28 protein-coding genes are annotated in these 26,508 nt (G+C 71.3%); 14 read left to right on the top strand and 14 right to left on the bottom strand.

From position 1 onward, the window contains the following. Positions 1 to 36: 36 nt before the first annotated feature. A complete protein-coding gene (locus tag AB0I66_RS40545) occupies positions 37 to 1,434 on the bottom strand; it encodes an FAD-dependent oxidoreductase (protein WP_363213105.1) in 1,398 nt (465 codons plus the stop codon). A 138-nt stretch (positions 1,435 to 1,572) separates the two neighbouring features. On the opposite strand from AB0I66_RS40545, the gene AB0I66_RS40540 reads away from it, so the two are divergent. After that, complete coding sequence (locus tag AB0I66_RS40540; protein ID WP_363213104.1) at positions 1,573 to 2,334, top strand: thioredoxin domain-containing protein; 762 nt, start codon at positions 1,573 to 1,575, stop codon at positions 2,332 to 2,334. On the opposite strand, the gene AB0I66_RS40535 is transcribed toward AB0I66_RS40540, so the two are convergent. Further along, positions 2,312 to 2,974, bottom strand: coding sequence for a rhomboid-like protein (locus tag AB0I66_RS40535; protein WP_363213103.1), 663 nt, complete (start codon positions 2,972 to 2,974; stop codon positions 2,312 to 2,314). The two genes, AB0I66_RS40540 and AB0I66_RS40535, sit on opposite strands and share 23 nt — an antisense overlap. Between AB0I66_RS40535 and AB0I66_RS40530 the strand changes: the two genes are divergently transcribed. Both AB0I66_RS40530 and AB0I66_RS40525 read left to right on the top strand, forming a co-directional pair. Continuing rightward, positions 2,973 to 3,896, top strand: coding sequence for an aminoglycoside phosphotransferase family protein (locus AB0I66_RS40530; RefSeq protein WP_363213102.1), 924 nt, complete (start codon positions 2,973 to 2,975; stop codon positions 3,894 to 3,896). The two genes, AB0I66_RS40535 and AB0I66_RS40530, sit on opposite strands and share 2 nt — an antisense overlap. A 37-nt stretch (positions 3,897 to 3,933) precedes the next feature. Next, entirely contained in the window at positions 3,934 to 4,416 is a 483-nt protein-coding gene (locus AB0I66_RS40525) for a GNAT family N-acetyltransferase (protein ID WP_363213101.1), read from the top strand. Between the two features lie 32 nt (positions 4,417 to 4,448). Here the strand turns inward: AB0I66_RS40525 and AB0I66_RS40520 are convergent, their stop codons facing one another. Then, the gene (locus AB0I66_RS40520) at positions 4,449 to 5,630 is read right to left on the bottom strand and encodes an FAD-dependent oxidoreductase (RefSeq protein WP_363213100.1); all 1,182 of its coding nucleotides are present in this window, start codon (positions 5,628 to 5,630) and stop codon (positions 4,449 to 4,451) included. 114 nt (positions 5,631 to 5,744) lie between these two features. On the opposite strand from AB0I66_RS40520, the gene AB0I66_RS40515 reads away from it, so the two are divergent. Beyond that, entirely contained in the window at positions 5,745 to 6,428 is a 684-nt protein-coding gene (locus tag AB0I66_RS40515) for a pentapeptide repeat-containing protein (protein WP_363213099.1), read from the top strand. Positions 6,429 to 6,466: 38 nt separating this feature from the next. Here AB0I66_RS40515 and AB0I66_RS40510 read toward each other — a convergent pair whose 3' ends face one another. From AB0I66_RS40510 to AB0I66_RS40500, 3 genes are all read right to left on the bottom strand, one after another. Continuing rightward, positions 6,467 to 6,964 (bottom strand): hypothetical protein, encoded by a 498-nt coding sequence (locus AB0I66_RS40510; protein WP_363213098.1) that lies wholly within the window; start codon positions 6,962 to 6,964, stop codon positions 6,467 to 6,469. A 69-nt stretch (positions 6,965 to 7,033) separates the two neighbouring features. Then, positions 7,034 to 7,669, bottom strand: a complete 636-nt coding sequence (locus AB0I66_RS40505; RefSeq protein WP_363213097.1) for a response regulator transcription factor — start codon at positions 7,667 to 7,669, stop codon at positions 7,034 to 7,036. Next, complete coding sequence (locus tag AB0I66_RS40500; RefSeq protein WP_363213096.1) at positions 7,669 to 8,895, bottom strand: sensor histidine kinase; 1,227 nt, start codon at positions 8,893 to 8,895, stop codon at positions 7,669 to 7,671. The genes AB0I66_RS40505 and AB0I66_RS40500 overlap by 1 nt, the downstream gene beginning before the upstream one ends. A 242-nt stretch (positions 8,896 to 9,137) precedes the next feature. Here AB0I66_RS40500 and AB0I66_RS40495 point away from each other — a divergent pair, with 242 nt between their 5' ends. The 4 genes from AB0I66_RS40495 to AB0I66_RS40480 all read left to right on the top strand — a co-directional run bounded on the left by AB0I66_RS40495 (position 9,138) and on the right by AB0I66_RS40480 (position 12,953). Beyond that, positions 9,138 to 9,695 carry a heme-binding protein gene (locus AB0I66_RS40495; protein ID WP_361832028.1) on the top strand — a complete coding sequence of 186 codons (558 nt, stop codon included), beginning with the start codon at positions 9,138 to 9,140 and terminating at the stop codon, positions 9,693 to 9,695. 44 nt (positions 9,696 to 9,739) lie between these two features. Continuing rightward, positions 9,740 to 10,342, top strand: coding sequence for an ankyrin repeat domain-containing protein (locus AB0I66_RS40490; RefSeq protein WP_363213095.1), 603 nt, complete (start codon positions 9,740 to 9,742; stop codon positions 10,340 to 10,342). Then, the gene (locus tag AB0I66_RS40485; protein ID WP_363213094.1) at positions 10,339 to 11,463 is read left to right on the top strand and encodes a hypothetical protein; all 1,125 of its coding nucleotides are present in this window, start codon (positions 10,339 to 10,341) and stop codon (positions 11,461 to 11,463) included. Before AB0I66_RS40490 ends, AB0I66_RS40485 begins: the two co-directional genes overlap by 4 nt. Positions 11,464 to 11,525: 62 nt before the next feature. After that, the gene (locus AB0I66_RS40480) at positions 11,526 to 12,953 is read left to right on the top strand and encodes a M1 family metallopeptidase (protein ID WP_363213093.1); all 1,428 of its coding nucleotides are present in this window, start codon (positions 11,526 to 11,528) and stop codon (positions 12,951 to 12,953) included. 51 nt (positions 12,954 to 13,004) lie between these two features. On the opposite strand, the gene AB0I66_RS40475 is transcribed toward AB0I66_RS40480, so the two are convergent. Together AB0I66_RS40475 and AB0I66_RS40470 are read right to left on the bottom strand one after the other, a co-directional pair. Further along, on the bottom strand, positions 13,005 to 13,520 hold the full coding sequence (locus AB0I66_RS40475) for a GNAT family N-acetyltransferase (RefSeq protein WP_363213092.1): 516 nt from the start codon (positions 13,518 to 13,520) through the stop codon (positions 13,005 to 13,007). Positions 13,521 to 13,622: 102 nt separating this feature from the next. Beyond that, positions 13,623 to 14,198, bottom strand: coding sequence for a TerD family protein (locus AB0I66_RS40470; protein ID WP_363213091.1), 576 nt, complete (start codon positions 14,196 to 14,198; stop codon positions 13,623 to 13,625). Positions 14,199 to 14,395: 197 nt separating this feature from the next. Here AB0I66_RS40470 and arfB point away from each other — a divergent pair, with 197 nt between their 5' ends. Next, positions 14,396 to 14,833: an alternative ribosome rescue aminoacyl-tRNA hydrolase ArfB gene (arfB, locus tag AB0I66_RS40465; protein WP_363213216.1), complete on the top strand. Its 438-nt coding sequence runs from the start codon at positions 14,396 to 14,398 to the stop codon at positions 14,831 to 14,833. A 78-nt stretch (positions 14,834 to 14,911) separates the two neighbouring features. On the opposite strand, the gene AB0I66_RS40460 is transcribed toward arfB, so the two are convergent. Then, positions 14,912 to 15,436 (bottom strand): flavin reductase family protein, encoded by a 525-nt coding sequence (locus AB0I66_RS40460; RefSeq protein WP_363213215.1) that lies wholly within the window; start codon positions 15,434 to 15,436, stop codon positions 14,912 to 14,914. Between the two features lie 407 nt (positions 15,437 to 15,843). Here AB0I66_RS40460 and cdgB point away from each other — a divergent pair, with 407 nt between their 5' ends. Next, positions 15,844 to 17,517: a diguanylate cyclase CdgB gene (gene cdgB / locus AB0I66_RS40455; protein WP_363213090.1), complete on the top strand. Its 1,674-nt coding sequence runs from the start codon at positions 15,844 to 15,846 to the stop codon at positions 17,515 to 17,517. Positions 17,518 to 17,592: 75 nt separating this feature from the next. Next, on the top strand, positions 17,593 to 18,579 hold the full coding sequence (locus tag AB0I66_RS40450; protein WP_363213089.1) for a carbohydrate-binding protein: 987 nt from the start codon (positions 17,593 to 17,595) through the stop codon (positions 18,577 to 18,579). A gap of 22 nt (positions 18,580 to 18,601) precedes the next feature. Here the strand turns inward: AB0I66_RS40450 and AB0I66_RS40445 are convergent, their stop codons facing one another. The 5 genes from AB0I66_RS40445 to AB0I66_RS40425 all read right to left on the bottom strand — a co-directional run bounded on the left by AB0I66_RS40445 (position 18,602) and on the right by AB0I66_RS40425 (position 23,816). Beyond that, positions 18,602 to 19,462 carry a class II fructose-bisphosphate aldolase gene (locus tag AB0I66_RS40445; RefSeq protein WP_363213088.1) on the bottom strand — a complete coding sequence of 287 codons (861 nt, stop codon included), beginning with the start codon at positions 19,460 to 19,462 and terminating at the stop codon, positions 18,602 to 18,604. Positions 19,463 to 19,529: 67 nt separating this feature from the next. Further along, complete coding sequence (locus AB0I66_RS40440) at positions 19,530 to 20,462, bottom strand: 1-phosphofructokinase family hexose kinase (protein WP_363213087.1); 933 nt, start codon at positions 20,460 to 20,462, stop codon at positions 19,530 to 19,532. A 157-nt stretch (positions 20,463 to 20,619) separates the two neighbouring features. Next, a complete protein-coding gene (nagA, locus tag AB0I66_RS40435) occupies positions 20,620 to 21,762 on the bottom strand; it encodes an N-acetylglucosamine-6-phosphate deacetylase (protein WP_363213086.1) in 1,143 nt (380 codons plus the stop codon). Continuing rightward, positions 21,762 to 22,730, bottom strand: a complete 969-nt coding sequence (locus AB0I66_RS40430) for an ROK family protein (RefSeq protein ID WP_363213085.1) — start codon at positions 22,728 to 22,730, stop codon at positions 21,762 to 21,764. Before AB0I66_RS40430 ends, nagA begins: the two co-directional genes overlap by 1 nt. 192 nt (positions 22,731 to 22,922) lie before the next feature. Then, complete coding sequence (locus AB0I66_RS40425) at positions 22,923 to 23,816, bottom strand: sugar isomerase (protein ID WP_363213084.1); 894 nt, start codon at positions 23,814 to 23,816, stop codon at positions 22,923 to 22,925. A 180-nt stretch (positions 23,817 to 23,996) separates the two neighbouring features. Here AB0I66_RS40425 and AB0I66_RS40420 point away from each other — a divergent pair, with 180 nt between their 5' ends. From AB0I66_RS40420 to otsB, 3 genes are read left to right on the top strand one after another with little or no spacing between them, the layout of a single operon-like run. Then, positions 23,997 to 25,214, top strand: coding sequence for an extracellular solute-binding protein (locus tag AB0I66_RS40420; RefSeq protein WP_363213214.1), 1,218 nt, complete (start codon positions 23,997 to 23,999; stop codon positions 25,212 to 25,214). 10 nt (positions 25,215 to 25,224) lie between these two features. After that, positions 25,225 to 25,497, top strand: coding sequence for a DUF3263 domain-containing protein (locus tag AB0I66_RS40415; protein WP_363213083.1), 273 nt, complete (start codon positions 25,225 to 25,227; stop codon positions 25,495 to 25,497). A gap of 16 nt (positions 25,498 to 25,513) precedes the next feature. After that, positions 25,514 to 26,383, top strand: a complete 870-nt coding sequence (gene otsB, locus AB0I66_RS40410) for a trehalose-phosphatase (protein WP_363213082.1) — start codon at positions 25,514 to 25,516, stop codon at positions 26,381 to 26,383. The last annotated feature ends 125 nt before the right edge of the window (positions 26,384 to 26,508 follow it).

The raw sequence follows: 26,508 nt of genomic DNA, 5'->3' as shown, positions 1-26,508 counted from the left end.
GTCGGCGGAGGGCGCGGGCGGGCCGCACCCCGGTGTTCAGTGCCGGCCGGAGACCTTGTCTGCCCATTGGGCCAGGCGGGATGACTGTGTGGTGGGGGTCGTCAGTTCGTTGTGGTCTGCTTTGCGGTACGTCGCGTACATGCCTTGGACTGCCAGCCAGCGCAGGGGTTCTGGTTCCCATTTGCGGACCTTGTGGTTGACCCAGGGGAGGGTGGTGAGGTCCGTGGGGCCCGCTTGGCCCGAGTCCTGCTGGACCAGGTCGCGCAGGGTGCGGGCCGCCAGGTTGGCGGTGGCCACGCCTGAGCCGACGTAGCCGCCCGCCCAGCCGAGGCCCGTCGCGCGGTCCAGGGTGACCGTGGCGCACCAGTCGCGGGGGACGCCGAGTACGCCGGACCAGGCGTGGGCGATCTCGACCCCGGCGAGTTGGGGGAAGAAGCGGGTGAGGATTTCGCGCAGGGCCTCGATCGTGGACGGTTGGGTGCGGCCGTCGTTGTCCGTCTTCGAGCCGTAGCGGTACGGGACGCCTCGGCCGCCCAGCGCGATGCGGCCGTCCGCCGTGCGTTGCGCGTACATGTACGCGTGCGCCATGTCGCCGAGCGTTTCGCGGCCCTCCCAGCCGATCGACTCCCATTGGGAGGCGGTGAGGGGGTCTGTCGCGATCATGGACGAGTTCATGGGGAGCCAGGTGCGGCGTTGGCCCTTCAACGACGCCGTGAAGCCCTCCGTGCAGCGCAGGATGTACGGGGCGCGGACCGTGCCGTACGGGGTGATCGCGTGCTTCGGCTTGATCTCCGTGACCGGCGTCGATTCGTGGATCGTGACGCCCAGGGACTCGACCGCCGATGCCAGGCCCTTGACGAGTTTCACCGGGTGCAGGCGTGCGCCGTGCGGGGTCCAGGTGGAGCCGACGGCGCCCGCCACGCGGATCCGGTCGGCCGTCTCCCGGGCGCCGTGCAGGGTGCGTTCCTTCTCGCCGTACGCGAGTTCCGTGGCGTGGAATTCCTTCAGGCGCGTCAACTGGGCCGGTGTGTAGGCGACTTCCAGTACGCCGCCGTGGTGGATGTCTGCGTCGATCGACTCTTCGGCGGCTGTGCGGATCACCTCGTCGACCGTTTCGTTCATTGCCTGCTGGAGGCGGACCGCCGCCTCCCTGCCGTGCAGGCGTGCGTAGCGGTCACGGCCCGCGATGCCGTTGTAGAGCCAGCCGCCGTTGCGGCCGGAGGCTCCGTAGCCGCAGAACTTCTGCTCCAGGACGGTGATGCGGAGGAAGGGGGCGGCCTTCTTCAGGTAGTACGCGGTCCACAGGCCCGTGTAGCCGCCGCCGACAATGCAGACGTCGGCACTCTCGTCGCCCGGCAGGGGTTCGCGGGGGGCCGGGGTGCCGTGGTCCGCGTACCAGTGCGAGATACCGCCGTTGATCGTGCTGCTGCTCATGTGCGGGACGTTACTGCGCTGGTGGGGGCTTTGGGGAGGGGGCGGAGAGGCGGGGTGGGGGAGGGCTGTTCCGATACGTTGGTGCGGCGCGTGGCGATGTTGAAGCGGCGCGTGCCGAGATCCAGGAGGACTGTTCAGATGGCCGTACGCAAGGCCGGGCGCATCGTCGCCGCGGTGGCCGCCACCGCACTCGTCGCCGGGGCCGCAGCCGCCTGCGGGCCCGAGGACCTCACGGGCGGGGGCGGGAGCGACGACAAGGGGGCGTCGGCTTCGGCGTCCGCGTCCGACGGCGGCCCTGCGGCGAAGCAGCCGCCGGCCGGTACGGACGCGCTCGCCGAGGCGCCCGCGTCGGTGAAGGGCGGCGTGATCACGGTCGGCGACCCGAAGGCCGGGCACACGGTCAAGCTGTACGAGGACGCGCGCTGTCCGATCTGCAAGAAGTTCGAGGAGACGGGCGCGCAGGCCCTGGTGAAGCCGGTGGCCGAGGGCAAGGTGAAGGTCGAGTACACGCTCGCCTCGTTCCTCGACAAGAACCTCGGCGGCAGCGGCTCGGTGAACGCCGCGAACGCGCTGCGTGCCTCGGTGGACGCGGGCAAGTTCCCGCAGTTCCACGCCGCGGTCTTCGCCAACCAGCCCGAGCAGGAGACCGAGGACGCCTTCACGCCCGCCTTCCTGCTGAAGATCGCCGACAACGTGGACGGGCTGCGGGGTGCCGAGTTCGACAAGGCGGTGAAGAAGGGCACGTACAAGGGCTGGGTCGGTGAGGCCATGCAGGCCTTCACCGACGACGGCATGCAGGGCACGCCGACCGTCGTCATCGACGGCAAGAAGGCGGAGAGCGGTTCGCTGTTCGATCAGGACGCGTTCGCCAAGAAGCTCAAGGCTTCCGGGATTTCTTGAGCGGGATCGTCCTCGGTGCCGGGCGTACGGCGCTCCGGGTCAGCGGGTGGCAGGCGAGGCCGATCAGGACCGCCGTGAAGTGGCCCAGGTCGGTGAAGGTCCTGCCGGTGATCAGCGGAGTGCCGTACACGGCGAGGACGATCAGGAGATACGCGTATCTCCAGGGGCTCGGCACCCAGTAGGTGAGGACCGCCACCACGCCCGCGAGGGCGTAACTCACGCCCACGTCCAGGGTGTTGACGGCGGATGTCGGGGCCGCGCCGTGGCGGATCGCCAGGGCGAGCACCCCCTCGCTGATGAGCGTGGCCATGACGTGCGCGCCCGCGGCCACCGCGAGCCAGCGGGCGGTGCCGAGCCAGCGCTCGGCGGTGGCGTGGAGGAGGGTGTAGAGCAGGGCGTACGACAGCCAGGTGCCGCCGTCGATCCAGAACGCGCTGGCGACCAGGACCCGGACGGGGTTCTGCGACAGCTCGTGGATGTTCGTGGAGCGCTGGAGCAGGAAGTCCCTCTCGAACTCCGGTGACATGTGGTGCATCGCGACCGTCGTGACGAAGAGGACCGCGAGCCAGATGTACGTGCCGGGGGCGCTGCGGACGTAGGCCCCCGGCCGCACCGTTCGCGTGGCCCGATTAATCCCCATGCGGCGATTCACCCACGCCGGTAGCGTCGCCGACGTGATCGACATTCGCATTCCGGACGAGCTGATCGAGTCGCAGCACATGTACGCCGGGGAGCCGGGCCGTGCGTTCATCGCGGCGCTGCCCGCGCGCGTGGCGGAGTTCGTCGAGCGGTGGGACCTGCGGGTCGACGGGCCCTCGATGCATGGCATGGCGGCGCTCGTGCTGCCCGTGGTGCGGGGCGACGGGACCCCTGCGGTGGTCAAGTTCCAGCTCCTGGACGAGGAGACCGAGGGGGAGCCGGTGGGGCTCCGGGTGTGGGGCGGCGACGGGGCGGTGCGGTTGCTCGACCACGACGACGGCACGGGCACGATGCTGCTCGAACGCCTGGACTCCGGGCGGATGTTGTCGACGATGGAGGACACCCACAAGGCGGTCCTCGTCATCGCCGAGCTGCTCGCACGGCTCACGTCCGTGCCGGCGCCCGCGGGCATGCGGCGGCTCGCGGACATCGGGGCGGAGATGCTCGACGATCTGCCGGATGCCTTGAAGGCGATCCCCGATCCGGCCGAGCGGGCGCTCGTGGAGCGGTGCGGGGGCGCGATGCGGGAGGTCCTGGGGGAGCCGGGGGAGCAGCTGCTGCACTGGGACCTGCACTTCGAGAACGTCCTGGCGGCCGAGCGCGAGCCGTGGCTCGCCATCGACCCGAAGCCGCTGGCCGGGGACCCGGGCTTCGACCTGTGGCCCGCGCTCAACAACCGTTTCGATCCGGGTGACGTGCTGTGGCGTTTCGACGCGATGAGCGAGGTTCTGGGGCTGGACCGTGGGCGGGCCCGGGCGTGGACGCTGGGGCGGGTGCTGCAGAACGCCTTGTGGGAGATCGAGGACGGGCGGCCGGTGGACGAGGAGGATCTTGAGGTGGCGCGGCGGCTGCTTGGGGTGTGAGGGGTGGGGTCGTGGGCGGGCTGGTTAGTGTGCGGTCATGATTCGTATCGCCACTCCTGCCGACGTGCCCGTCATCCACGCCATGGTCCGCGACCTCGCCGAGTACGAGAAGGCGCTCGACGAGGTCAGGGCCACCGAGGAGCAGTTGCGCGAGGCGCTCTTCGGTGAGCGGCCCGCCGCGTTCGCGCACATCGCCGAGGACGACGCCACGGGGGAGGCCGTCGGGTTCTCGCTGTGGTTCCTGAACTTCTCCACGTGGCGTGGGGTGCACGGGATCTACCTGGAGGACCTGTACGTACGGCCGGAGGCGCGCGGCGGCGGGCACGGCAAAGCGCTGCTGACCGAGCTCGCGCGGATCTGCGTGGAGCGGGGCTACGAGCGGCTCGAATGGTCCGTGCTCGACTGGAACGAGCCGTCGATCAACTTCTACAGGTCGCTGGGCGCGCTGCCGCAGGACGAGTGGACCGTGTACCGGCTGACGGATGGGGCGTTGGCGGGGTTGGGGTCCGCCTCGGCGTGATGGTGTCCGCCGGCCCGCCGGGGCCCTCTCATTCAGGCGGACTTGAGGTCGAGCCTCGCGGAAGTGAGGGCCAGCGTCACCGCCTCCAGCGCGCTGTTGAAGGAGACCTCCGAGAGCAGGCCGGGCGCCGCGACCTGGTCTCCGGCCAGGTAGACGCCGTCGCCGCGGTCGATCGCCGGGCGGTCCCGCCAGGTGGTGCCGGGCAGGTCGACCGCGCCGGTACGGCCGTTGGACACGGCGTCGCGGCGCCAGACCAGGCGGTCGCGCCAGCCGGGGAAGCCGAGGTCGAGCAGATGGTCGGCGCGGGCCACGCCGTCCGCCTTGGACTCCTCCGGGGAGAGCGGGAGCTGGCCCTGGATGAGCTCCTGCCCCGCGGGGGCGAGGCCGCGGTCCTGGGTGGTGAACCGTTCGATCCAGCCGGTCCCGTCCAGGTCGGAGATCGCGAACGGGTCGCCCTTGCGGGAGGTGAGGGCCACGTCGACGAGGGTCGTACGGGCGCTGTCCCAGCGCAGGCCGTCGTCCTGGAGCAGGTGGCGGGCCGCGGGCAGTGAGGTGGCGACGACGACCGGTCCCTTGGCGGAGAGCGGCGCGAGGGAGTCGACGCGGGACAGTGTCTCCACCCGTACGCCCAGGTTCCAGGCGAAGGTCGCCATGCGGTCGATGACCGAGCCCCAGCCGCCGCTCGGGTAGTGCGCCTCCGGGGGCAGCTTCGTGGCGCGGCGCAGGCGCTCGTGCACGAACCTGGCGGAGAGGGAGCCGGGGTCGTGGTGGAACGTCGCCACGGCGATGTAGTGGGCGGCGGCACGTGCGCCTTCCTCGCCCACCTCGCCGGTGGCCCACGTCATGAAGTCCTCGTCCACGGGCGCCTGTTCGGCCTTGCGGCGCAGGAGCTTCAGCATGGCGAGGGGTGGGGTGCGGCGGAGCCTGCCCTGGTGGTGGAGGCGGAGCCGGGTGCCCTCGATGGGCGGGAGGGGGGCGAGGGGGCCGATGAGGTCGCGCTGCTTGAGCCAGGTCCAGTGGGGGCCGCCGTTGTAGAGGGCGTGCGGGCCTTCGTTCGTGCGGTACGGGCCTTCGGCGGTGCGGGCGCGGCCGCCGAGGGTGTGGTGGGACTCGTGGATGGTGACCCGGGCGCCGGATTCCGCTGCGGTGATCGCTGCGGTGAGGCCTGCGAAGCCGCCGCCGATGACGGTGAGGGTGGTGCGCTGAGTGGGCATGTGGCTGGGCTCCTGCCGTGGTCGGTGCGTTCACTCGGTACGACGGACGGGGGTGCCCGGAACGTGACATGGGGGCGCGGCGGCGTTGTCAGTGGGTGGGTGCACGATGGGCGTATGGGACAGAGGGATGCGGCGGCAGTGAAGAAGGCCCGGCGGCCGGAGGTGCGGTTGCCGGCGCTGCGGGGGTTCGCGGAGCTGGGGCTCGGCGGGGGCGAGCTGGAGCCCGACGGGGATTACGACGGGGTCGAGTTCCGGGACCTCGACCTCTCGGGGCAGGACGGCGGGGGAGCGCTGTTCCTGGACTGTGCGGTGACGGGCTGCGGGGTGACGGAGACACGGCTCAGCCGGGCGCGGTTCGTGGACTCGGTCCTGACGGAACTGCGAGGGGTCGGCACGGAGCTGGTGGAGGCCTCGCTGCGGGACGTGGAGGTGGTGGACGCGCGGCTGGGGGGTGTTCAGCTGCACGGGAGTGTGCTGGAGCGGGTGGTCGTGCGGGGCGGGAAGATCGACTATCTGAACCTGCGCAAGGCCCGGTTGAAGGACGTCGTCTTCGAGGGCTGCGTGCTGGTGGAGCCGGACTTCGGGCAGGCGTCCCTTGAACGGGTGGAGTTCGTGGGCTGCGTGCTGAAGGGGGCGGACTTCAGCGGTGTGCGCATGAAGGACGTCGACCTGCGGGAGGCGGCCGAGGTGGACATCCTGCGGGGGATCGACTGCTTGGCGGGTTCGGTGATCAGTGCGGCGCAACTGATGGACTTGGCGCCGGCGTTCGCCGCGCAGGTGGGTGTACGGGTGGACTAGCGGGCCTACGCGTCCCGGGGGAGGCGGGGGGGGGACCCCTACGCCCGGGGGAAGCGGGACTGGAGCGTCCAGATCGCCGGGTTCTCCGAGAGCGGCTCGTGGAGGTCCGTCAGGTCCGCCAGAAGGTCCTGGAGGAAGTCCCGGGCCTCGCGGCGCAGCTCGGAGTGGGAGAACGTGAGAGGGGGTTCCTCCGCCCGCATCCAGTCCGCCTCGATGTCCACCCAGCCGAAGCGGCGGGTGAACAGCATGCGGTCCGTGGACTCCGTGAAGTCGAGCTCGGCGTACTGGGGGCGCGAGGCCCGGCTCCCCAGGGGGTCCTGGTCCAGGAGCTCGACGATGTCGCACAGCGCCCACGCGAAGTCGAGCACCGGAACCCATCCCCAGGCTGTGGACAGCTCCCGGTCCGCCTTCGTGTCCGCGAGATACACGTCCCCGCAGAACAGGTCGTGCCGCAGCGCGTGGACGTCCGCACGGCGGTAGTCGAACTGCGGGGGGTCGGGAAAGCGGTGGGAGAGGGCGTAGCCGATGTCGAGCACGTGGTCGATGGTGTCACGGGCCGGGGGCCTTGCACTGCCAGCCCGGAGCCGTGGACCCACGCCCCGTCCTCATGGCAGCAGGCGCTGTTCCTTTGCGACTGATACCGCTCCTGCCCTCGTGTCCACGCCCAGCTTGTCGTAGATGCGGCCCAGGTGTGTTTTTACCGTGGCCTCGCTGATGAACAGGGCGCGGGCGATGTCCCGGTTGCCCAGGCCCTGGGAGAGTTGCGCGAGGATGTCGAGTTCGCGGTCGGTGAGGGTGGGCTGCGGCTTGCGCATGCGGGCCATCACGCGGGATGCGACCGGCGGGGACAGTGTCGTACGGCCCTGCGCCGCGGCGTGGATCGCGGCGAAGAGCTCCTCGGGCCGCTCGGCCTTCAGGAGATAGCCCGTCGCCCCCGCCTCGATCGCACGGGTGATGTCGGCGTCCGTGTCGTACGTCGTCAGGACCAGGATGTGGGGTGCGGAGCCGGTGGACGCCGTGATGTGGCGCGTCGCCTCCACGCCGTCCATTCCCTCCCCGAGCTGCAGGTCCATCAGGACCACGTCCGGCGCCAGCTTCGCGGCGAGCGCGATCGCCTCCTCGCCGGTGCCCGCCTCGCCGACCACCTCGATGTCCGGCGCGCTGCCCAGCAGGGCCAGCAGTCCGGCCCGTACGACGATGTGGTCGTCGCAGACCAGGAGACGTACCGAAGGCTGTGACATCAGGTGGTCCTTTGGGGGGAGAGGGGGATCGCGACCGAGAGGACCGTGCCCTCGCCCGGCGCGGACTCGATCGTCAGTGTGCCCCCGAGCTGCTGCGCGCGGGCGCGGATCGCGGGCAGCCCGTGCCCCCGCCGGTCGGACGCGGGCGGCTGCTCCGTGGGCGTGAAGCCACGCCCGTCGTCCGCGATGTCGAGCACCACCTGATCGTCCAGGTGCGTGAGCGTCAGCGCCGCGGTGGACGCCTCGGCATGCTCCGTCACGTTGGCGAGCGCGCCCTGCGCGATGCGCAGGAGCGCCGACTGGGTGCGGTCGGGGAGCGGGGCGGGCGTCCCCTCGGCGTGGAAGCGGACCGTGAGGCCCGCGTCCTGCGCGGTGCGCTCGGCCAGCGTCCGCAGCGCCGCGTCGAGGCCGCCGCCGTCGGCCAGGTCGGCGGGCGCCAGGTCGTGCACGAAGCGGCGGGCCTCGGTGAGGCCCAGCTCGGTGATCGACTCCGCGGTACGGACATGGGTTCGGGCCTTGGCCGGGTCGGTGTCCCACACGCGGTCGGCGGCCTGGAGCAGCATCTGCTGGCTGGACAGCCCCTGGGCGAGGGTGTCGTGGATCTCCATGGAGATCCGCTGGCGCTCGGCCAGGGTCCCCTCGCGGCGCTCGATGGCGGCCAGCTCGCGGCGGGTACGGATCAGGTCGTCGATGAGGGTGCGCTGGCGGGCCGCCTGGCGCTGCATGTAGAGGAACACCGCGGTCGCGACCGCCGCCCAGGCGGGCGGGGCGAGCAGCAGGTTCGGGTCGAACTGGCCCGCGAGCTGCAACTGCGCGACCACCACGAAAGCGGTCAGGACGGCCACCAGGAACAGCGCGGCGCGCGGCGGCAGCGTCCGCAGCCCCGTGTAGAAGAGCGGCACCGCGCACCAGGCGAAGCTCGGCGCGAGTATGACGATGACGACCCAGACGGCCACCACGAGGATCAGCCACGTGAGGCGACGCGGCGCGGTGGGGCGGGCGCCGATGGCGGGGCCCAGTACGTAGAGCAGGGCGAGGGAGACGGAGAGCGCGATGATCCACGGCGTACGCGGTTCTCCGGGGTGCCGCATCAGGAAACGGGTCAGGGACGAGCCGAGGAGCAGGAAGAACGCCGTGTGCATGACGGCTGCGAGCCAGCGTGCGTCGGGGTCCGGCGTACGGGGGTCGAGGCCCGGTGTGCGTGGCGTGCGCTGCCGCTGTCCCATCGGGCGCCTCCCTCTCGTGTCTGTTCCGCCGGGCCGCTGAACTGGGCAAACACCCTCATTGTGACCCGGTGGGGCCACCGGAGGGTCAACCGATCGGTTGACCCTTGTGTCGGCCGAGTCGCGGGCAGGCAGCAGCCGGTACGTCGAGGGGTGGGTCCCGGGTGCGGCCGGAGGATTGATCGCAGAGGGAACAACCTCCCCCGACCCCGCCTTCACCTCCACCTTCACTTGAGGAGCACCCCATGCAGAAGCTCTCCCGCCGCACCCGCGTCCTGACCATCGCCGCGACCGCCGCCGTTCTCGGCGCCGGCACCTTCGGGGCCGTCTCCGCCAGCGCCGAGTCCCCGGCCGCCGCCCCCAAGGCCGCCGTCGCCGCCGACGCGGCCAACAAGAACCTCACGCAGTCGACGCACCTGAACGTCGCCGCCGCGACCAAGGCCGCCCAGGCCACCCTCGACGCCGCGAAGAAGGAGAACCAGCGCGTCTCCGTCGCCGTCGTCGACCGCAACGGCAACACCATCGTCGAGCTGCGCGGCGACGGCGCCGGCCCGCAGTCCCCCGAGTCCGCCGTGAAGAAGGCGTACACCGCCGTCTCCTGGAACGCGCCCACCTCCGAGCTGACCAAGCGCCTGGAGCAGGCCCCGAACCTGAAGGACATCCCCGGCACCCTGTTCCTCGCGGGCGGCGCCCCGGTGACTGCCAAGGACGCGCCCATCGCCGGCATCGGTGTCGCCGGCGCCCCGAGCGGCGACCTGGACGAGAAGTTCGCGAAGGCAGGCGTCGCGGCGCTCGGCCGCTGATGCTGAGGCTGTTCCCGGTCCGTACGACGACGAGGAGGACGAACATGACGAGGACCGCACAGGACGAGCGGCTGCTCGACGCCGCACGGGCCGGGAACGCCGACGAAGTGAGAGCCGCCCTCGACGCGGGAGCCCGCGTCGAGGCCCGTGACCCCGAGCTGCGCACTCCCCTGCTGCTCGCCGTCATCGGCGACCGCGTCGAGGCCGCACGGGTCCTGGTGGCCGCGGGCGCCGACGTCGACGCCCAGGACCACCGCGCCGACAGCCCCTGGCTGGTCACCGGCGTGACCGGCAGCGTCGCCATGCTGCACGTCCTGCTTCCCGCGGGGCCCGACCTGAAGCTCCGTAACCGGTTCGGCGGTATCTCCGTGATCCCGGCGTCGGAACGCGGCCACGTCGCGTACGTACGGGAGGTCCTGCGCGCCACCGACATCGACGTCGACCACGTCAACGACCTCGGCTGGACCGCCCTGCTGGAGGCCGTGATCCTCGGCGAGGGCGGCCGCGCGCACCAGGAGATCGTGGAGCTGCTGCTCGCCGCGGGCGCGACGCCGGGACTCGCCGACCGGGACGGCGTCACCCCTCTGGAGCACGCGGAGCGCCGCGGTTTCGCCGAGCTCGCCGCGCTGTTGCGGGGTGCCGCGTGAAGGCGCGGCCCTTCGCCGCCGGTGCGTCGGTCGTTCTTGCGGCCGCTGTCCTCGCGGGCTGCGCTGGCGGCGGGGAGGACGCCGCCGCGTCCGGCGCCGAGCCCACCCGCGCGAAGGCCACGGCCACCCTCCCCGCGGACCAGCGCACCCCCGAAGGCACCCTCCTGGTGGCCGACTTCGGCTCGGACACCGTCACCTTCGTGGACCCCGAGCGCGGGCCCGTCGAGTCCGTGAAGGTCGGCACCGCGCCCTACGGGATCGCCGTGGGGGAGGACGGCCGCGCCTGGGTCGCCACCGCCGACGCCGTGGCCGTGGTCGACACCGGCACCCGCGAACGCGTCGACCGCATCCCGTACGAGACCGACAGCGGCCCCGTGACGACCGGCGAGTACCGCGGCGGCGGCATGGGCATCGCCCTCTCCCCGGACGGCGAGCACGCCTACGTGGGCGTCAACGTCCCGGACGGGAAGGGAACCCTGGAGGTCATCGACACGGGGGAACGCGAGGTCACGGACACCGTTCCGGTGGGCCGCAGGCCCTTCGACGTCGACGTGTCCAAGGACGGCAAGGAGGTCTACGCGACCAACCACGACTCCTTCGACGTGACGGTCGTACGCGCGGACTCCCTCGCACCGCGCCGCATCGAAGTCGCCCCCTACGGCACGGAAGGCGGCCTCGGCTCCTGGCTGAAGCCGCACTACGCCGCCGTACGCCCGTCGGACGGCAAGCTCCTGCTGCCCTTCGAGGGCGAGAAGCTCGTCGTGCTCGACCCGAGCACCGGCGAGTCCGCCATCGAGAAGATGACGGCCAACACCCATCAGCACGGCGCGCGGATCACCCCGGACGGCACGCTCTTCGCGGTCGGCACGGGGCCCATCGACCCCTCGACGGACGAGGGGCCCTCGCTGACGATGCGTACGAAGGACGGCGAGGAGAAGGTCTTCCCGCTGGACGGCCCGCACGAGGACGTCGCGGTCTCCGAGGACGGCGCCACCGCCTACGTCACCGGCGGCTTCACCCGCGACGGCTTCTGGAACGGCATCACCGTCATCAACGTGAAGAACGGCGACACCCACCGACTCCCGGCGGGGGAACGCCCGTTGGGCGTCGTGGTCCTGTAGAGCGCCGACGCGGCGGGCGCACACGATGCACGACCGAACATATGCCGCATAAGATCACAGGCGTGCACCCACGATCCACGGCGCTGCGCGGCACGTCGGCCGCTGCCCTCACCGCTCTCGTCCTCACCGCGTGCAGCGGCTCCGGTGTGCACGGCACGCCCGGGGCCGACGGCGTGCGCGATCCGTACTTCCCCAGGCTGGGCAACGGCGGCTACGACGTCGCGCACTACGACCTGACCCTCGGCTACGACCCCGACGCGCGGCACCTCACCGGCACCGCCGAGGTCACCGCGCGCGCGACGCAGGACCTCAGCGCCTTCAACCTGGACCTCAAGGGGCTGGAGGTGAAGGGCGTGACCGTCGAGGGGAAGGACGCCTCCTTCCACCGTGACGGGCAGGAGCTGACGATCCGTCCGCCGGACGACCTCGACGAGGGCGAGACGTTCCGCACGGTCGTCCGCTACTCCGGCAACCCGGAGACCATCACCGACCCGGACGACTCCGAGGAGGGCTGGCTGCGGACGGAGGAGGGCGCCATCGCGCTGGGTGAGCCGACCGGCTCCATGGCGTGGTTCCCGTCGAACAACCACCCCTCCGACAAGGCCTCGTACGACATACGCGTCACTGTCCCCAAGGGTCTGAAGGCCATCTCCAACGGTGAGTTGACCCGTGAGTCGACCAAGAACGGCCGCACCACCTTCGCCTGGCACAGCGCCGAGCCGATGGCGAGCTATCTCGCGACGGTGGCGATCGGGCCGTACGAGGTGAAGAAGTCGACGACCAAGTCCGGCATACCGGTGCTCACGGCGGTCGAGCCCTCCGAGGCCAAGGCCAGCGCCAAGGCGCTCGCCCGGATTCCCGAGATCCTGGAGTGGCAGGAGCTGAACTTCGGCCCCTACCCCTTCTCGTCGTCCGGCGCGATCGTCGGCCGCGAGGGGGACGCGGGCTATGCCCTGGAGACCCAGACCCGCCCCACCTACCCGGGTGCCCCCGACACCGAGCTCGTCGTCCACGAGCTGGCCCACCAGTGGTTCGGGAACTCCGTGACGCCCAAGTCCTGGCGGGACATGTGGCTCAACGAAGGCTTCGCGACGTACGCCGAGTGGCTCTGGCAGGAGGACAACGACGGCGACAGCGCGCAGGAGATCTTCGACCAGATCTACGCGGGCGACTATTACGAGTCCAAGGAGGACAACGACGCCATCTGGGCCTTCCCGCCCGCGAAGCCGCCGTCCGCCGCGACCATCTCGGACAGCCCGGTCTACGAGCGGGGCGGCATGGTCATCCACAAGATCCGCCGGGCGGTGGGCGACGCCACCTTCTACGACATCGTGCAGGGCTGGACGAAGACCCACCGCCACGGCAACGCGGACACCGAGGACTTCACGCGGTACGTGGAGCAGCACGCGGGCAGTGAGAAGGCGCGCGAGAAGGTACGGGCGATCTGGGGCCCGTGGCTGTACGGAGAGGGAAAGCCGAAGCGCCCGTAGGCCGTCGGCCGCCCCTGCCGTCACACGGCCAGGGCGGTCTGCGTGTCCGACCTACAGCAGCGGTTTGCGCAGTACGGCGCACGGACGGTCCGCCTCGAGGTCGTGCCGGTGGTCGATGGTCTCGTACCCGAGCGCCCGCCAGAAGGCGAGCCCGGCGTCGTTCCCCGCGAGCACCGCTAGGCGCACTCCGGTGCGCCCGTCCGCCCGGAAGTGCTCCTCGACCAGGCCCGTCAACTGCCGCCCGAAACCTTGGCGTTGTCGGTCCGCGTCCACCATGAGCAGGCCGATCCACGGGTCCGGGTCGGCGGGGTCGGGATGGCGGTCCAGGGTGACGCAGATCCCGACGACGCGCCCCTCGGAGCGCGCGACGAGCACCTCGGCACCCGGCACGGCCAGCTCGTCCGCGAGCGCGGCGGCGACCTGTTCGGGGCGGATGTCGTGGGGGTCGGGGAAGTCCCCGGAGAGGGCGTGGAAGGCGTGGTTCGACGCGTACAGGGCGGTGAGCTCGGTGAGCAGCTCGCCGGGGAGCGCGCCGTCGTCCGCGGGTGTGAGCGGTTCGAGGATCATGCGGCGCACGTTAGCCGCAGGCCGGGTGGCAGGCGGCGGCGAACCGCGAGGGCCCCCGGCGGAGACATCCGCCGGGGGCCCTCGTGAACTCGCCTAGGAACCTCAGACGTTGACGCCGAAGTCCTGCGCGATGCCGACGAGGCCGGACGCGTAGCCCTGGCCCACGGCGCGGAACTTCCACTCCGCCCCGCTGCGGTACAGCTCGCCGAAGACCATGGCGGTCTCGGTGGCGGCGTCCTCGCTCAGGTCATAGCGGGCGATCTCGGTGCCACCGGCCTGGTTAACGATGCGGATGAAGGCGTTCCGCACCTGGCCGAAGTTCTGCGAGCGGTTCTCGGCGTCGTAGATCGAGACCGGGAACACGATCTTGTCGATGTCGGCCGGGAGGCCGGCCAGGTTGACCTTGATCTGCTCGTCGTCGCCCTCGCCCTCACCCGTGACGTTGTCACCGGTGTGCTCGATGGTCTGGTCCGGCGTCACCTTGTTGTTGAAGAAGACGAAGTGCTGGTCCGAGAAGACCTTGCCCTGCGGGTTCACCGCGATGGCCGAGGCGTCCAGGTCGAAGTCGGTGCCAGTGGTGGTACGGACGTCCCAGCCGAGGCCCACGGTGACGGCGGTCAGGCCCGGAGCCTCCTTGGTGAGCGAGACGTTGCCACCCTTGGACAGGCTTACTGCCATTGTTGGGAGTCCCTTCCCTCGTTGCGTACGAACGGGCTTCGTACTGGGGACGAAGCTACCGTCACCTCTATGAACGTCGACCAGGGTCCCAGAGGTTCCAGGTCCTTTTACTTTCTTTACTCATCTCACGCGTCACTCCCGACGCAAGCGGGGCGCGCCGTTAATACGGGTGACGTGGACCGGACAGACGCGGGACCATAGGACCCATGTCCGGTCCCTATGTCATCCGCGGCTCCGTCTCCCTGCCCGAGGCCGAGCTCATGTGGCGCTTCTCCAGGTCGTCCGGGCCGGGCGGTCAGCACGTCAACACCAGCGATTCGCAGGTGGAGCTGAGATTCGACCTGGCCAACACGGAAGCGCTGCCTCCGGTGTGGAAGGAGCGCGCCCTGGAGCGGCTCGCGGGCAGGCTCGTCGGCGGAGTCGTCAGCGTGCGGGCCTCCGAGCACCGTTCCCAGTGGCGCAACCGCGAGATGGCGGCCACCCGCCTCGCCTCGCTGCTCGCGGAGGCCACCGCGCCGCCGCCGCGGCCCCGGCGCGCCACGAAGATCCCCCGGGGGATCAACGAACGGCGGCTGCGCGAGAAGAAGCAGCGCAGTCAGACCAAGCGCGGCCGCGCGGGCGAGGGCTGGGGCTGAGCCCCGGCCCTGGCCACCGCAGCAAACGGTCCCGGCAGCAAAGGCCGTTCAACGCAAAACCATTGAGCCCGGAACCTTTCAGCCCAGCTGTCGGTACTTGCCCTTGAAGTACAGCAGCGGGCCCCCGTCGGCGCTCGGCAGGGCAGCCGAAAGTACACGCCCGATGACGAGAGTGTGATCACCCGCTGTCACCGTCTGTTCGGTCCGGCATTCAAGCGTCGAGAGCGCACCACCGATCAGCGGCGCCCCTGACGTCTCCCCCCGGGAGTAGGGAAGGTCCTCGAAGAGCAGCCGGTCGCTGATCCTGCCCTTCATCGCGAACCGGCCCGCGATGTGGCGCTGGCTCTCGGAGAGCACCGACACACCCCACAGCGGCTGCTCGGCCAGCAGGTCGTCCATCCGGGAGCCCTCACGCAGGCTGACCAGCACGAGCGGCGGGTCGAGGGAGACGGACAGGAAGGCCGTCGCGGTCATGCCGACGTCCTCGCCGTCCGGCGCCTGCGGGTCGTCCGCGTCCAGTGACGGCTCTCTGGCGGTCACCAGGACCACACCCGCGGCCAGCCGGGACATGGCGGCACGGAACTCTTCGTTGCTCACCCCCACAGGATGCCCGTCGGGGGACGGGGCACGGGGGGAGGGCGGGGCAGGGGGAGTCGCGGAGGCGCTCGCCAGGGATGTCTTCAGTACGGGAACCACGGGATCGACGCTAGCCCGGCCACCCCTGCCACCACATCGGGCCCTGGTCCGAGACCGGGCCTAGGACCGGCGACCGAGGCGCCGAGCGGGCGTGAGAGACCGTGTATCGGGCAAGTGGACTGGACCAACGAAGGCTTCCCATCTGTGACTTGAGTCACAGGACCCATATTTTGTTGACCCTGTGTACCGAGTGAGCTGCTCGCTGTGATTCAGTGACGGTGGCAATCGGACACTGAGAGAACTCAGGTACGACGAGAACACTAAGGGCGCTGCGAATCCTGGAGTTGCTGTCGAGGTCTCGGGGAGAGCGAGCAATGGAGACCGAGTCGGAGCCGTACGTCCGTCTTGCGACCCTGCGGCAGCTGCATCAGGTGGTGGCGGATCTCAATACGGCCCGGAGCCTGGCGGACACGCTGCAGACCGTCGCCGACGGCGTGGTCAACGGCCTTGGCTATGAACTGGCGTGCGTCAATCTCGTGCGCCCTGACGGCGACCTCGTGGTCGCCGCCTTCGCGGGCAACACCGCCGCCGAGGCCCTCATCACCGGCCGGGTCGGCTCCCGCGAGGCCTGGGAGAAGCGGCTCTCCATGGGCGAGGCCTGGGGCGCCCTGAGGTTCATCTCATACACCGAGGGCTGGGTCCTGGACGAGGACGACGTCCCGCAGTGGTACACCGACGGCCCCGAGCCCCGCTTCGAGGACGAGTGGCACCCCGCGGACCGCCTCTTCGCCCCGATGTACGCGACGGGCGCGGCCGGCGGCGAACTGCTCGGCGTGATCTCCGTGGACCGCCCCCGCAACGGCCGCAGGCCCGGCGCCTGGGGCCGCGAGGCCCTCCAGATGTACGCCTTCCAGGCCGCCATCGCGATCAGCAACGCCCGCCTCCGCGCCAACATGCAGCGCGCCCTGGTCCGCCTGGAGCGCGAGCAGCAGGCGCTGCGGGCCAGCGAGGAGTCCTTCCGCCAGGCCTTCGAGTACGCGCCGTCCGGCATGGCCATCGCCGAGATGGGCGGCGACCAGCACGGCCGCATCCTGCGCACGAACGACGCGCTGTGCCGCCTGCTCGGCCGCCCCGCGTCCGCGATGCGCCGCTACTCGTTCTCCGACCTGGTCCACCCCGAGGACATCGGCACCCTCCTGCGGACCTCCGCCGAGGGCGGCAGGGCCGAGCTGCGCCTGGCGCGCCGCGACGGGACGTACGTCTGGGTCTCCCTGCGCAACAGCGTGGTCGCCGATGCCGCCGACGGGCCGCGCTTCCTGCTCACCCACGTCGAGGACATAGAGGAGCGCAAGCGCCGCGAGCTCCAGCTCGCGCACCGCGCCTCGCACGACTCCCTCACCGGCCTGCCCAACTCCGCCGAGCTCCGCTCCCGCCTCAGCGCCCGGCTCTGTCGCCGGCCGCACGCGGGCCAGCCGAGCGCGGTGGACTCGCTGGACGCGGCCTACGACGGTGTGTACGACGCGGAGGGCCGGCACAGCTTCGACTACGGCTCGCAGAACGCGCACAGCCTCCAGCAGGGCGGCGAAGGCTTCGACCACCACGTGCACACCGTCGCGCCGCCCGAGGGCCACGGGGACACGGACGACGGCACGAAGGGCCTCGCCGTGCTCTTCTGCGACCTCGACGGCTTCAAGTCGATCAACGACCGCTTCGGGCACCACACGGGTGACGCGGTTCTCATCGAGGTGGCCAGGCGGCTGACCAGCGGCGTCCGCGACGGGGACACGGTCGCGCGGCTCGGGGGTGACGAATTCGTCGTCCTCGCCGACGGGCTCGGCCGGGCCGACGCCCAGGACCTCGCGGTGCGGCTGCGGAACGCGATCATCCCGCCGATCCGGGTGGACGGCAGGGCGGTCCGGGTCGGTGCCAGTTTCGGCATCGGGTGGGCGCACTGCGGGATGTCGGCCGACGAGGTGTTGCACTCCGCTGACCAGCGGATGTACGTGGAGAAACGCTCACGTGCCAAGCAGCACAGGCGTGCCGGATGAGGCAAACGCCACCCCGTGGTCTTACCAGGAGCGGGTAGGCTCCCCCGGTCAGCGACATGAGGGAGTGACCTGGGAATGACGCCCGGCAATAACGGCGACCAGACGCCGAACCCGCCAGAGGGCGACGACGATGTGTTCGGCTATCTGTACGAAGACGGACAGGCGGCCGGCGCCACCCCGCCCAACGGCGGGGGTGGCTACGGGTACCCGGGTCCTCGCTCCTCGTACAACCACGTGCGTGCGGTCGGTGACCGCCGGCCCAACACCTACGGCACGCAGGCCGCGCCCACGTACGGCCAGCAAGTGCCGCCGCAGCAGCAGGGGTACGGCCAGCCGAACGCGCACTACGCCGCTCCGGAGACGCAGCCCGGCGGGGCCCCGACGGCCCCGCAGTACACCCCGGCGTCCAGAGGCTCCGGCGGTCGCGGCTCCGGCCCGAACACGAAGGGCCTCCTGATCGCGGCGATCGCGGTCGTCGCGGTCGTCGCCATCGGGATCGGCGCCGCGATGATGTTCGGCGGCGACGACGAGGGCGGCAAGAAGGAAGCGGGCGGCGGCTCCACCCAGGCCGAGACGGTCAAGCCCAGCGAGAAGCCGACGAAGAAGCCCGAGAAGCCGGCCGCCGACCTCCCGAAGACGGACGCGAAGGCCCTGAAGCTGGAGGGCGGCACGACCACCGCCTCCGACGTCCAGGGCGCGGAAGCCGAGGGCGGCGTCTACGTGTCCGGGTTCGACAAGGTCGGCGCCCAGGTGACGTGGACCGTCAACGGCATCCCCAAGGCCGGTTCGTACAGCCTGCGCGTGAACTACGGCGTCCCCGGCAAGGACTCCAACGCCACGATCCTCGTGAACGGCAAGAAGCAGACCCGTCCCCTGAACATGAAGAACTTCGCCGGCGCCAAGGAAGGCGACTGGGAGAAGGGCTGGACCAACACCTGGGCGGTGGTCCAGCTCACCAAGGGCACCAACTCGGTCACGCTCACCTGTGCCCAGAGCGACCTGTGCGGGACGTCCGGGGCGAACATCGACCGGATGTGGCTCGTGGAGGGCAGCAACGGCTGAGCCGTCCGCCCCTCCTTCGGGGTTACTCCTGGGGCTGCTTCAGCAGCCCCAGGAACCCCGCCACCGTCCCGGCCATCGCCTCGCGAGCCGGGGCGAGGTATTTCCGGGGGTCGACGCCCGTGTCGTGGGCGGCGAGGTAGGCGCGGACCTCGCCCGTGAACGCCGTGTTGAGGGCCGTGCCGACATTGATCTTCACCATGCCGGACGCGACGGCCGCCCGGATCTCCGCGTCCGGTACGCCACTTGAGCCGTGCAGCACGAGCGGCACGGGCACGGCCGCCGCGAGGGTCGCGATCAACTCGTGGTCCAGGGCCGCCGTGCGTTCCGTCATCGCGTGCGAGGAGCCCACCGCCACCGCGAGGGCGTCGACTCCCGTGTCGGCCACGTAGGCCGCCGCTTCCGTGGGGTCCGTGCGGACGCCCGGCGCGTGCGCGTCCAGCGGCGCCTCGCCCTCCTTGCCGCCCACCTTGCCCAGCTCCGCCTCGATCCAGATGCCTCGCTCGTGGCCCCAACGCACGGCGTCCGCCGTCGCCTTGACGTTCTCGCCGTACGACATCTTCGACGCGTCGAACATCACCGAGCTGAAGCCCTCGGGGTGCGCGGCCCGCAGGAGCTCGGGGTCCATGACGTGGTCCAGGTGCAGGGAGAGCGGGGCCGACGAGGTGCGGGCCACCGCCGCTGCCGCCGCAGCTATGGCGGACAGGCTGCCGCCGTGGAACTTCACGGCGTTCTCGGAGATCTGGAGGATCGCGGGGGAGCCCGCCTGCTCGGCGCCCGCGGCGATCGCCTCCGCGTGCTCCAGCGTGATCACGTTGAACGCGGCGACTCCGCGCCCCGTGGCGCGCGCGTCGGAAACCAGGTCGCCGGTGGATACGAGTGGCACGATGAATGTCCCCAATTCCTGGGCCGGCACGGCCCGTTGTGCGTCGCCCACGCGGTGACGCGTGATCTCACGCCGCGGTGGCCTCCCCGGTCACCGCGACCCGCGCGAGCAGGTCTTCGTACGTCGAGAACGCGAACTCGCCCGCCACGGGGGACGCGACGGTCGCCGCGGACAGGGCCACGGCCCGTGCGAGGCGCTGCGGCCACGGGAGTTCCTCCACCAGGGCGGAGAGCAGGCCCGCCACCGCCGAGTCACCGGCGCCCGTCGGGTTGCCGCGCACACGGGTGGGCGGGGCCGCCTGCCAGGTGCCCTCGGGAGTGACGGCGCGCAGGCCGTCGGCGCCCAGGGACGCCACCACGGCGTGCGCGCCCCTGCGGCGGGCGTCACGGGTCGCCTGGGCGGGCTCGTGGGAGCCGGTCAGCTCGGCCAGCTCGTCGGCGTTCGGCTTGACGATGTCGGGGCGGGCGGCGACGCCGCGGCGCAGCGCCTCCCCGCTGGTGTCCAGGAGCACGGGGACCTTGGCGGCGCGCGCGGCCCGTACGAGCGTCGCGTACGCGCCGACCGGGACCCCCGGCGGCAGGCTTCCGCAGAGCGCGACCGCGCGGGCGCCCCGGCGCAGCAACTCCTCGTACGACGCCTGGAACGCGGTCCATTCGGCGGGCGAGACCGCCGGGCCCGGTTCGTTCAGCTGGGTGGTGTCGCCGGTCGCCGCGTCGACGACGGCGAGCGTGCGGCGGGTGGCGCCGGCGACGGGCACCAGGGCTTCCGTGACGCGGGGCTCGCCTGCCAGACGCTCATGCAGGACGCGGCCCGTGTCGCCGCCCGCGAAGCCGGTCACCGTCACGTCGTGGCCGAGGGCCGCGAGGACGCGGGCGACGTTCAGACCCTTGCCGCCGGGCCGTTCGATGACCTCGGTGACGCGGTGCGAGGCGTGCGGGACGAGGGCGGGGACGCGGTAGGTGATGTCCAGGGCGGCGTTCAGTGTCACTGTGAGGATCACTCGCCACTCACCCCCGGGTTCGCTCGGGAACGCGCTTGCCGCCCGTCCTTTTCCGGGGCTGATCATGCCAAACAGAAGGCGGTTGGCCCAGAGGTCAGGGCCAACCGCCTTCTCTTCGTTGTCTCTTCAACGGGTGGTGAAATCACCCCGGTTGGGCTTAATGGGGCGCAACCACCCACTCGCCCTTGCGCATGACGCCCTTCAGGTCGAATGCCGCGTCCAGAATCACCAGGTCGGCGTCCTTGCCGGGTTCGAGCGAGCCGATCTCGCCGTACATCCCGAGGAGCCTGGCCGGGTTGGCGGAGATGGTCCGCACGACGTCCTCGACCGGCAGGCCGTCCACGGTCACCGAGCGCTTGAACGCCCGGTCCAGGGTCAGGGTCGAACCGGCGATCGAACCGCCCTCGACGAGGCGCGCGACGCTGTCCTTCACCTCGACCTCCAGCGGGCCGAGCATGTACCGGCCGTCGCCGAAGCCCGCCGCGTCCATCGCGTCCGTGATGAGCGCGGTGCGGGCCGCGCCCGCGTGGTGGAAGGCGAGCTCGAACGCGGCGGGGTGCAGATGCGTGCCGTCGTTGATCAGCTCCACCGTGATCCGCTCGTCCTCCAGGAGCGCGGCGATCGGGCCCGGCTCGCGGTGCCCGAGACCCGGCATCGCGTTGTAGAGGTGCGTGGCGACGGTGGCGCCCGCGTCGATTGCCTCGACGGTCTGCTCGTACGAGGCGTCCGTGTGCCCGATGGCCGCGATCACGCCGTGCTCGGCCAGGAGGCGTACGGAGTCGATGCCGCCCGGCAGCTCGGTGGCCAGCGTCAGCATCTTCGCCCGGCCGCGGGCCGCGTCGATCAGCTTGCGGACCTCGGCGGGATCCGGGTCGCGCAGGAGCACCTCGCTGTGCGCGCCCTTGCGGCACGGCGAGATGAAGGGACCCTCGAAGTGGATGCCCGCGATGTCGCCCTGCTCGGCCAGCTCGCTGAGCATGCCCGCCCGCTGGGCGAGGAAGTCCATCTCGCCGGTGACGGTGGAGGCGACGAGCGTGGTGGTGCCGTGCTGACGGTGCGTGTGGACGCCCTTGAGGACGTCGTCGACCGTGCCGGAGGTGAAGGAGGCCCCGCCGCCGCCGTGATTGTGGAGGTCGACGAAGCCGGGGACGACCCAGTGGCCGGCCGGGAGGTCGATGATCTCCGCGTCCGCGGGAGCGCTCCCCACGATGCGCGCACCGTCGACGATCACCCGGCCGCCGGAGAGAGTTCCGGTGGGCAGGACCACCTGAGCACCGGCGAGAACTTTGCTAGCGGCCATCAGGCGGTTACCTCCGTGGAGTGGGTGGCGTCGGGGCCGGGGGCGGTTCCTTCGAGCAGATCCCAGGCGAGCAGGCCCGCGCCCAGGCACCCGGCGGTGTCTCCCAGGGCGGCGGGGACGATGAGGGGCTGGGTCTGGAACGTGACGATGCGTTCCGTCATGGCCGCCCGCAGGGGTGTGAACAAGGTTTCCCCGGCCTCGGCCAGACCGCCACCGATGATCAGGGTGTGCGGGTCCAGGAGGGTGAGCGCCGTGATGAGGCCGTCGGCGAGCGCGTCGACCGCGTTCTGCCAGACCTTCCGGGCGCGCGGGTCGCCGGACTCCACGGCCTTCGCGCAGTCCGCGGCGTCTGCCTCCGGGTCGCCGCTCGCCGCCGCCCACGCCTCGCTCACCGCGGACGCGGAGGCGAGCCGCTCCAGGCAGCCGCGCTGGCCGCAGCCGCAGAGCGGTCCGCCGGGGCGCACGATGATGTGCCCGATCTCGCCCGCCGAGCCGTGGGCGCCGGGCTCGATGCCGCCGCCGATCCCGATGGCCCCGGCGATGCCCGTGCCCAGGGGCACGAAGAGGAACCGGTCGGCGCCCTTGCCGGCGCCGATCCGCCCCTCGGCGAGGCCGCCGGTGCGGACGTCGTGGCCGAGCGCGACCGGGATGCCTTCGAGCCGCCGGCTCAGGAGGTCACGCATCGGGACGTCGCGCCAGCCGAGGTTCGCGGCGTAGACCGCCGTGCCGCGTTCGGTGTCGACGATCCCGGGGATCGCGACGCCGGCCGCGGCGGCGGACTCCCCGAACTCCTTGATCCCGTGGGCGCGCAGATCGGCGGCGAAGTCGAGGATGGACTCGACCACGGCGTCGGGACCGCGTTCACGGCCGGTGGCCCGCCGCGCCTCGTGGAGGAGCGCGCCGTCCGCTCCGACCAGGGCGGCCTTCATTCCGGTGCCGCCCACATCGAGGGCGATGACGTGTCTCACGGGGGACAGTGTCGCGCCTACTCCGCGAGAGGTCTAGTCCACTTCGGCCAATCGCCGCCTATCCCGGTGGGCGGGTGCCCCCTAAACCGCCGCTTCGCGGCGGATGTCTCCCGCCCACCCACCCACTCGTCACCCCGCGGGGCAATCGGGTGGGTGGGTGGGGAGCGTCCGCCGCGAAGTGGCGGGTCAGCATTAGCCCAAGATGACACTCCGCGTCAGGTTCCTGGGCCGGTCAGGGTCGAAGCCCCGCGACTCAGCCAGTGCAACCGCGAGCCGCTGGGCCCGGATCAGGTCCGCCAGCGGGTCCAGCTCCTCGCGGGCCACCAGCTCACCGCCGACCCGGTCGACATCGCCCGCGAGCCCCTCCGGAAGCACCCCGAACATCCACGCCACCCGGCCGGGACCGGTGATGGAGATCGGCCCGTGGCGGTACTCCATCGCCGGGTACGACTCCGTCCAGGCGCCCGCGGCCTCCCGCATCTTCAGCGCCGCCTCCAGGGCGAGACCGTACGTCCAGCCCCGCCCGAGGAACGTCCACTGCTCGGCGCCGACCACGGAGGCGGGCAACGGCTCCGACACCGCGAGCTCCGCGTCCACCGCCGCGTCGGCGACGGACTTCACGCCGGGGATGTCACCGAGCCCGGCCCGCAGGAAGGCGAGCGCGGTCGTGGCGAAGCGGGTCTGGACGACCGACTCCTCGTCCGCCCAGTCCAGGACCGCCACCGAGTCGGCCGCTTCCATGATCGGCGTCTTCGGGTCGGCGGTCAGGGCCGTGGTCGGGACCACGCCCTTCAGCTGTCCGAGGAGTTCGAGCACCTCCGTCGTCGTACCGGACCGGGTGATGGCCACCACCCGGTCGTACGTCCGCCCGGCCGGGAACTCCGACGACGCGAACGCGTCCGTCTCGCCCTGCCCGGCGGCCTCGCGCAGCGCCGCGTACGCAATGGCCATGAACCACGATGTCCCGCACCCGGTGACGGCGACCCGCTCGCCCGGCTTCGGCAGCCCGTCGAAGGTGGGAGCGGCCTCGGCCGCCCGGTGCCAGCAGGCGGGCTGAGTTGCTATCTCTGCTGCGGTACGCGACATGCGTCGAGACTCCTTGCCGGTGGTCTGTCAGTGATACGCCGTTGCACAAGCGATACTGAGGTGGTGTAGACCTCGTGTCCATACGCGAGGGAAAATCGCAGTTCACGAAGATCATCGAGGGTGGGAACAGCTGTGCAGCGGCGCGCGACAGGACTGACCGCGGCGATAGCCGTACTGGGCATGGCGGGGGTACTCGCCGGCTGTGGCGGTCCGGGCGACTCCGGCGACGTCACCCTCAAGCTGGTGGCCGCCGACTACGGCGACTCCAAGGAGAACAGCTCCCAGAAGTACTGGGACAAGATCGCCGACAAGTTCGAGGCCGAGAACCCCGGCATCAAGGTCGACGTCAGCGTCTATTCCTGGACCGACGTCGACCGCAAGGTCAAGGAAATGGTCAAGGCCGGCGACGCCCCCGACATGGCCCAGATCGGCGCGTACGCCGACTACGCCGCGGCGGACAAGCTGTACCGCACCGAGGACCTGGTCTCCATCTCCACCCAGGCCGACTTCATGGCCCCGCTCTCCGAGGCGGGCGAGGTCAAGCGCGTCCAGTACGGCATGCCGTTCGCCTCCTCCACGCGCCTGCTCTTCTACAACGAGAAGATCTTCAAGGACGCCGGCCTCACCCCGCCGCAGAGCTGGGGCGAGCTCGCGGCCGCCGCCAAGACGCTCAAGGCGCGCGGCGTGAAGATCCCCTACGCCCTGCCGCTCGGCAAGGAAGAGGCGCAGGCCGAGACGATGCAGTGGCTGCTCAGCGGTGGCGGCGGCTACACCGACAACGTCGGCACGTACGACATCGACTCCGCGCAGAACGTGAAGACCTTCACCTGGCTGAAGGACGAGCTCGTCGGCAAGGGCCTGACGGGCGCCACGCCCCCCGCCAAGCTCGACCGCGCCGAGGCCTTCGCCGCGTTCACGCGCGGCGACGTCGGCATGCTCAACGGCCACCCCACGCTGATGCAGATGGCCGCGAAGAAGGGCGTGAAGTACGGCATGGTGCCGATGCCCGGGGTGAACGGCCACGCGCAGGCCACGATGGGCGTCGCCGACTGGATGATGGCCTTCAAGCAGCGCGGCAACGGCGAGGAGATCGGCAAGTTCCTCGACTTCGCCTACAGCACGAAGAACGTCCTGGACTTCTCCCGCGAGTACGACCTGCTGCCGGTCACGAACTCCGCCGCCGAGGAGATGACGGGCAACAAGAACGACAAGGCGCTCGCCGAGTTCCTCGACGAGCTGCCCACCTCGCAGCTGTACCCGGTCGGCAAGACGTCCTGGGCGCAGGTCTCCGTCGAGGTCAAGAAGTACATCGGCAAGGCCGTCGACACGAACGGCAATCCGGCGTCGATCCTCAGCCAGATCCAGTCCAAGGCGGCGACCGAGGAGAACTCGGAATAGCGTGACCGGCATGACGGATGCCCAGGACGACGCCCCGGACGACACGTTCCCCGACACCGGGCTCTCCGAGCGCGACCGCGCGATCCTCGCCCTGGAGCGCCGTGACTGGGTGACCGGTCCCGGCGCCAAGGAGCGGGCCGTGCGCGAGCAGCTCGGCCTGGTGCCGGTCCGCTACTACCAGCTCCTGAACGCCCTGCTCGACGATCCCCGCGCCCTCGCGCACGATCCGGTCACCGTCAACCGGCTTCGGCGGGTCAGGGAGTCCCGGCGCGGGGAGCGTTGAGCGTAGGGTCGGGCCCATGGGTGACCCTCTGTACTCGACGTCCTCTCCCGAGCTGCCCGAGCTGCCCGAGCCCGTGACCGCCGCCGGGCGCGAGGGCCTTGCCGCGCTGCTCGCGCGCCCCGGGAAAGCCGTGATCGCGCTCGACTTCGACGGCACGCTCGCCCCGATCGTGCCCGACCCCGAACAGGCCCGCGCCCATCCCGACGCCGTCCCCGCCCTCGCCGCGCTCGCGCCGATGGTGTGTTCCGTCGCGGTCGTCACCGGGCGCCCCGCGGGTGTGGCGGTGCGGTACGGCGGCCTCGCGGGCGTGCCCGGCCTGGAACACCTCGTCGTGCTCGGGCATTACGGCGCCGAGCGCTGGGACGCCGTCTCGTCCACCGTGCACGCGGCGGAGCCGCACCCCGGTGTGGCGGCCGTGCGCGCCGAACTGCCCGGTTTCCTGGACACGATGGGCGCGTGGCGCGGTACGTGGATAGAGGAGAAGGGGCGGGCGGTCGCCGTCCACACGCGCCGTGCGGCCGATCCGCAGGCCGCCTTCGAGGCGCTGCGGGAGCCCCTTGCGGAGCTGGCGTCCCGCCACGGCCTCATCGTCGAACCGGGGCGCCTCGTCCTGGAGTTGCGGCCCCCCGGCATGGACAAGGGCGTGGCCCTCGCGGACTACGTGCGGGAGGTGGGTGCGGAGAGCGTGCTGTACGCGGGCGACGACTTGGGCGACCTGCCCGCCTTCGCGGCCGTCGAGAAACTCCGCTCTGACCAGGTGCGGGGGCTCCTTGTGTGCAGTGGCAGCGCGGAGGTGGCGGAGTTGGCGGAGCGGGCGGACTTGGTGGTGGACGGGCCGGGGGGTGTGGTGAGGCTGCTGGGAGCGGTTGCCGCGCGGCTGGGTTAACCGAACGAGATAGTCCCCAACCCCGCCCCTTCCCGAAAACCGTGCCTGCGCCCCGGGCCTACCTGGGGCTCCGCCCCAGACCCCGCTCCTCAAACGCCGGAGGGGCTGAATCTTTCAGCCCCTCC

It is taken from the genome of Streptomyces sp. NPDC050439 (assembly GCF_040655335.1).
In the GTDB taxonomy this organism is placed as follows: domain Bacteria; phylum Actinomycetota; class Actinomycetes; order Streptomycetales; family Streptomycetaceae; genus Streptomyces.
This window is presented reverse-complemented; position numbering and strand designations above follow the sequence as displayed.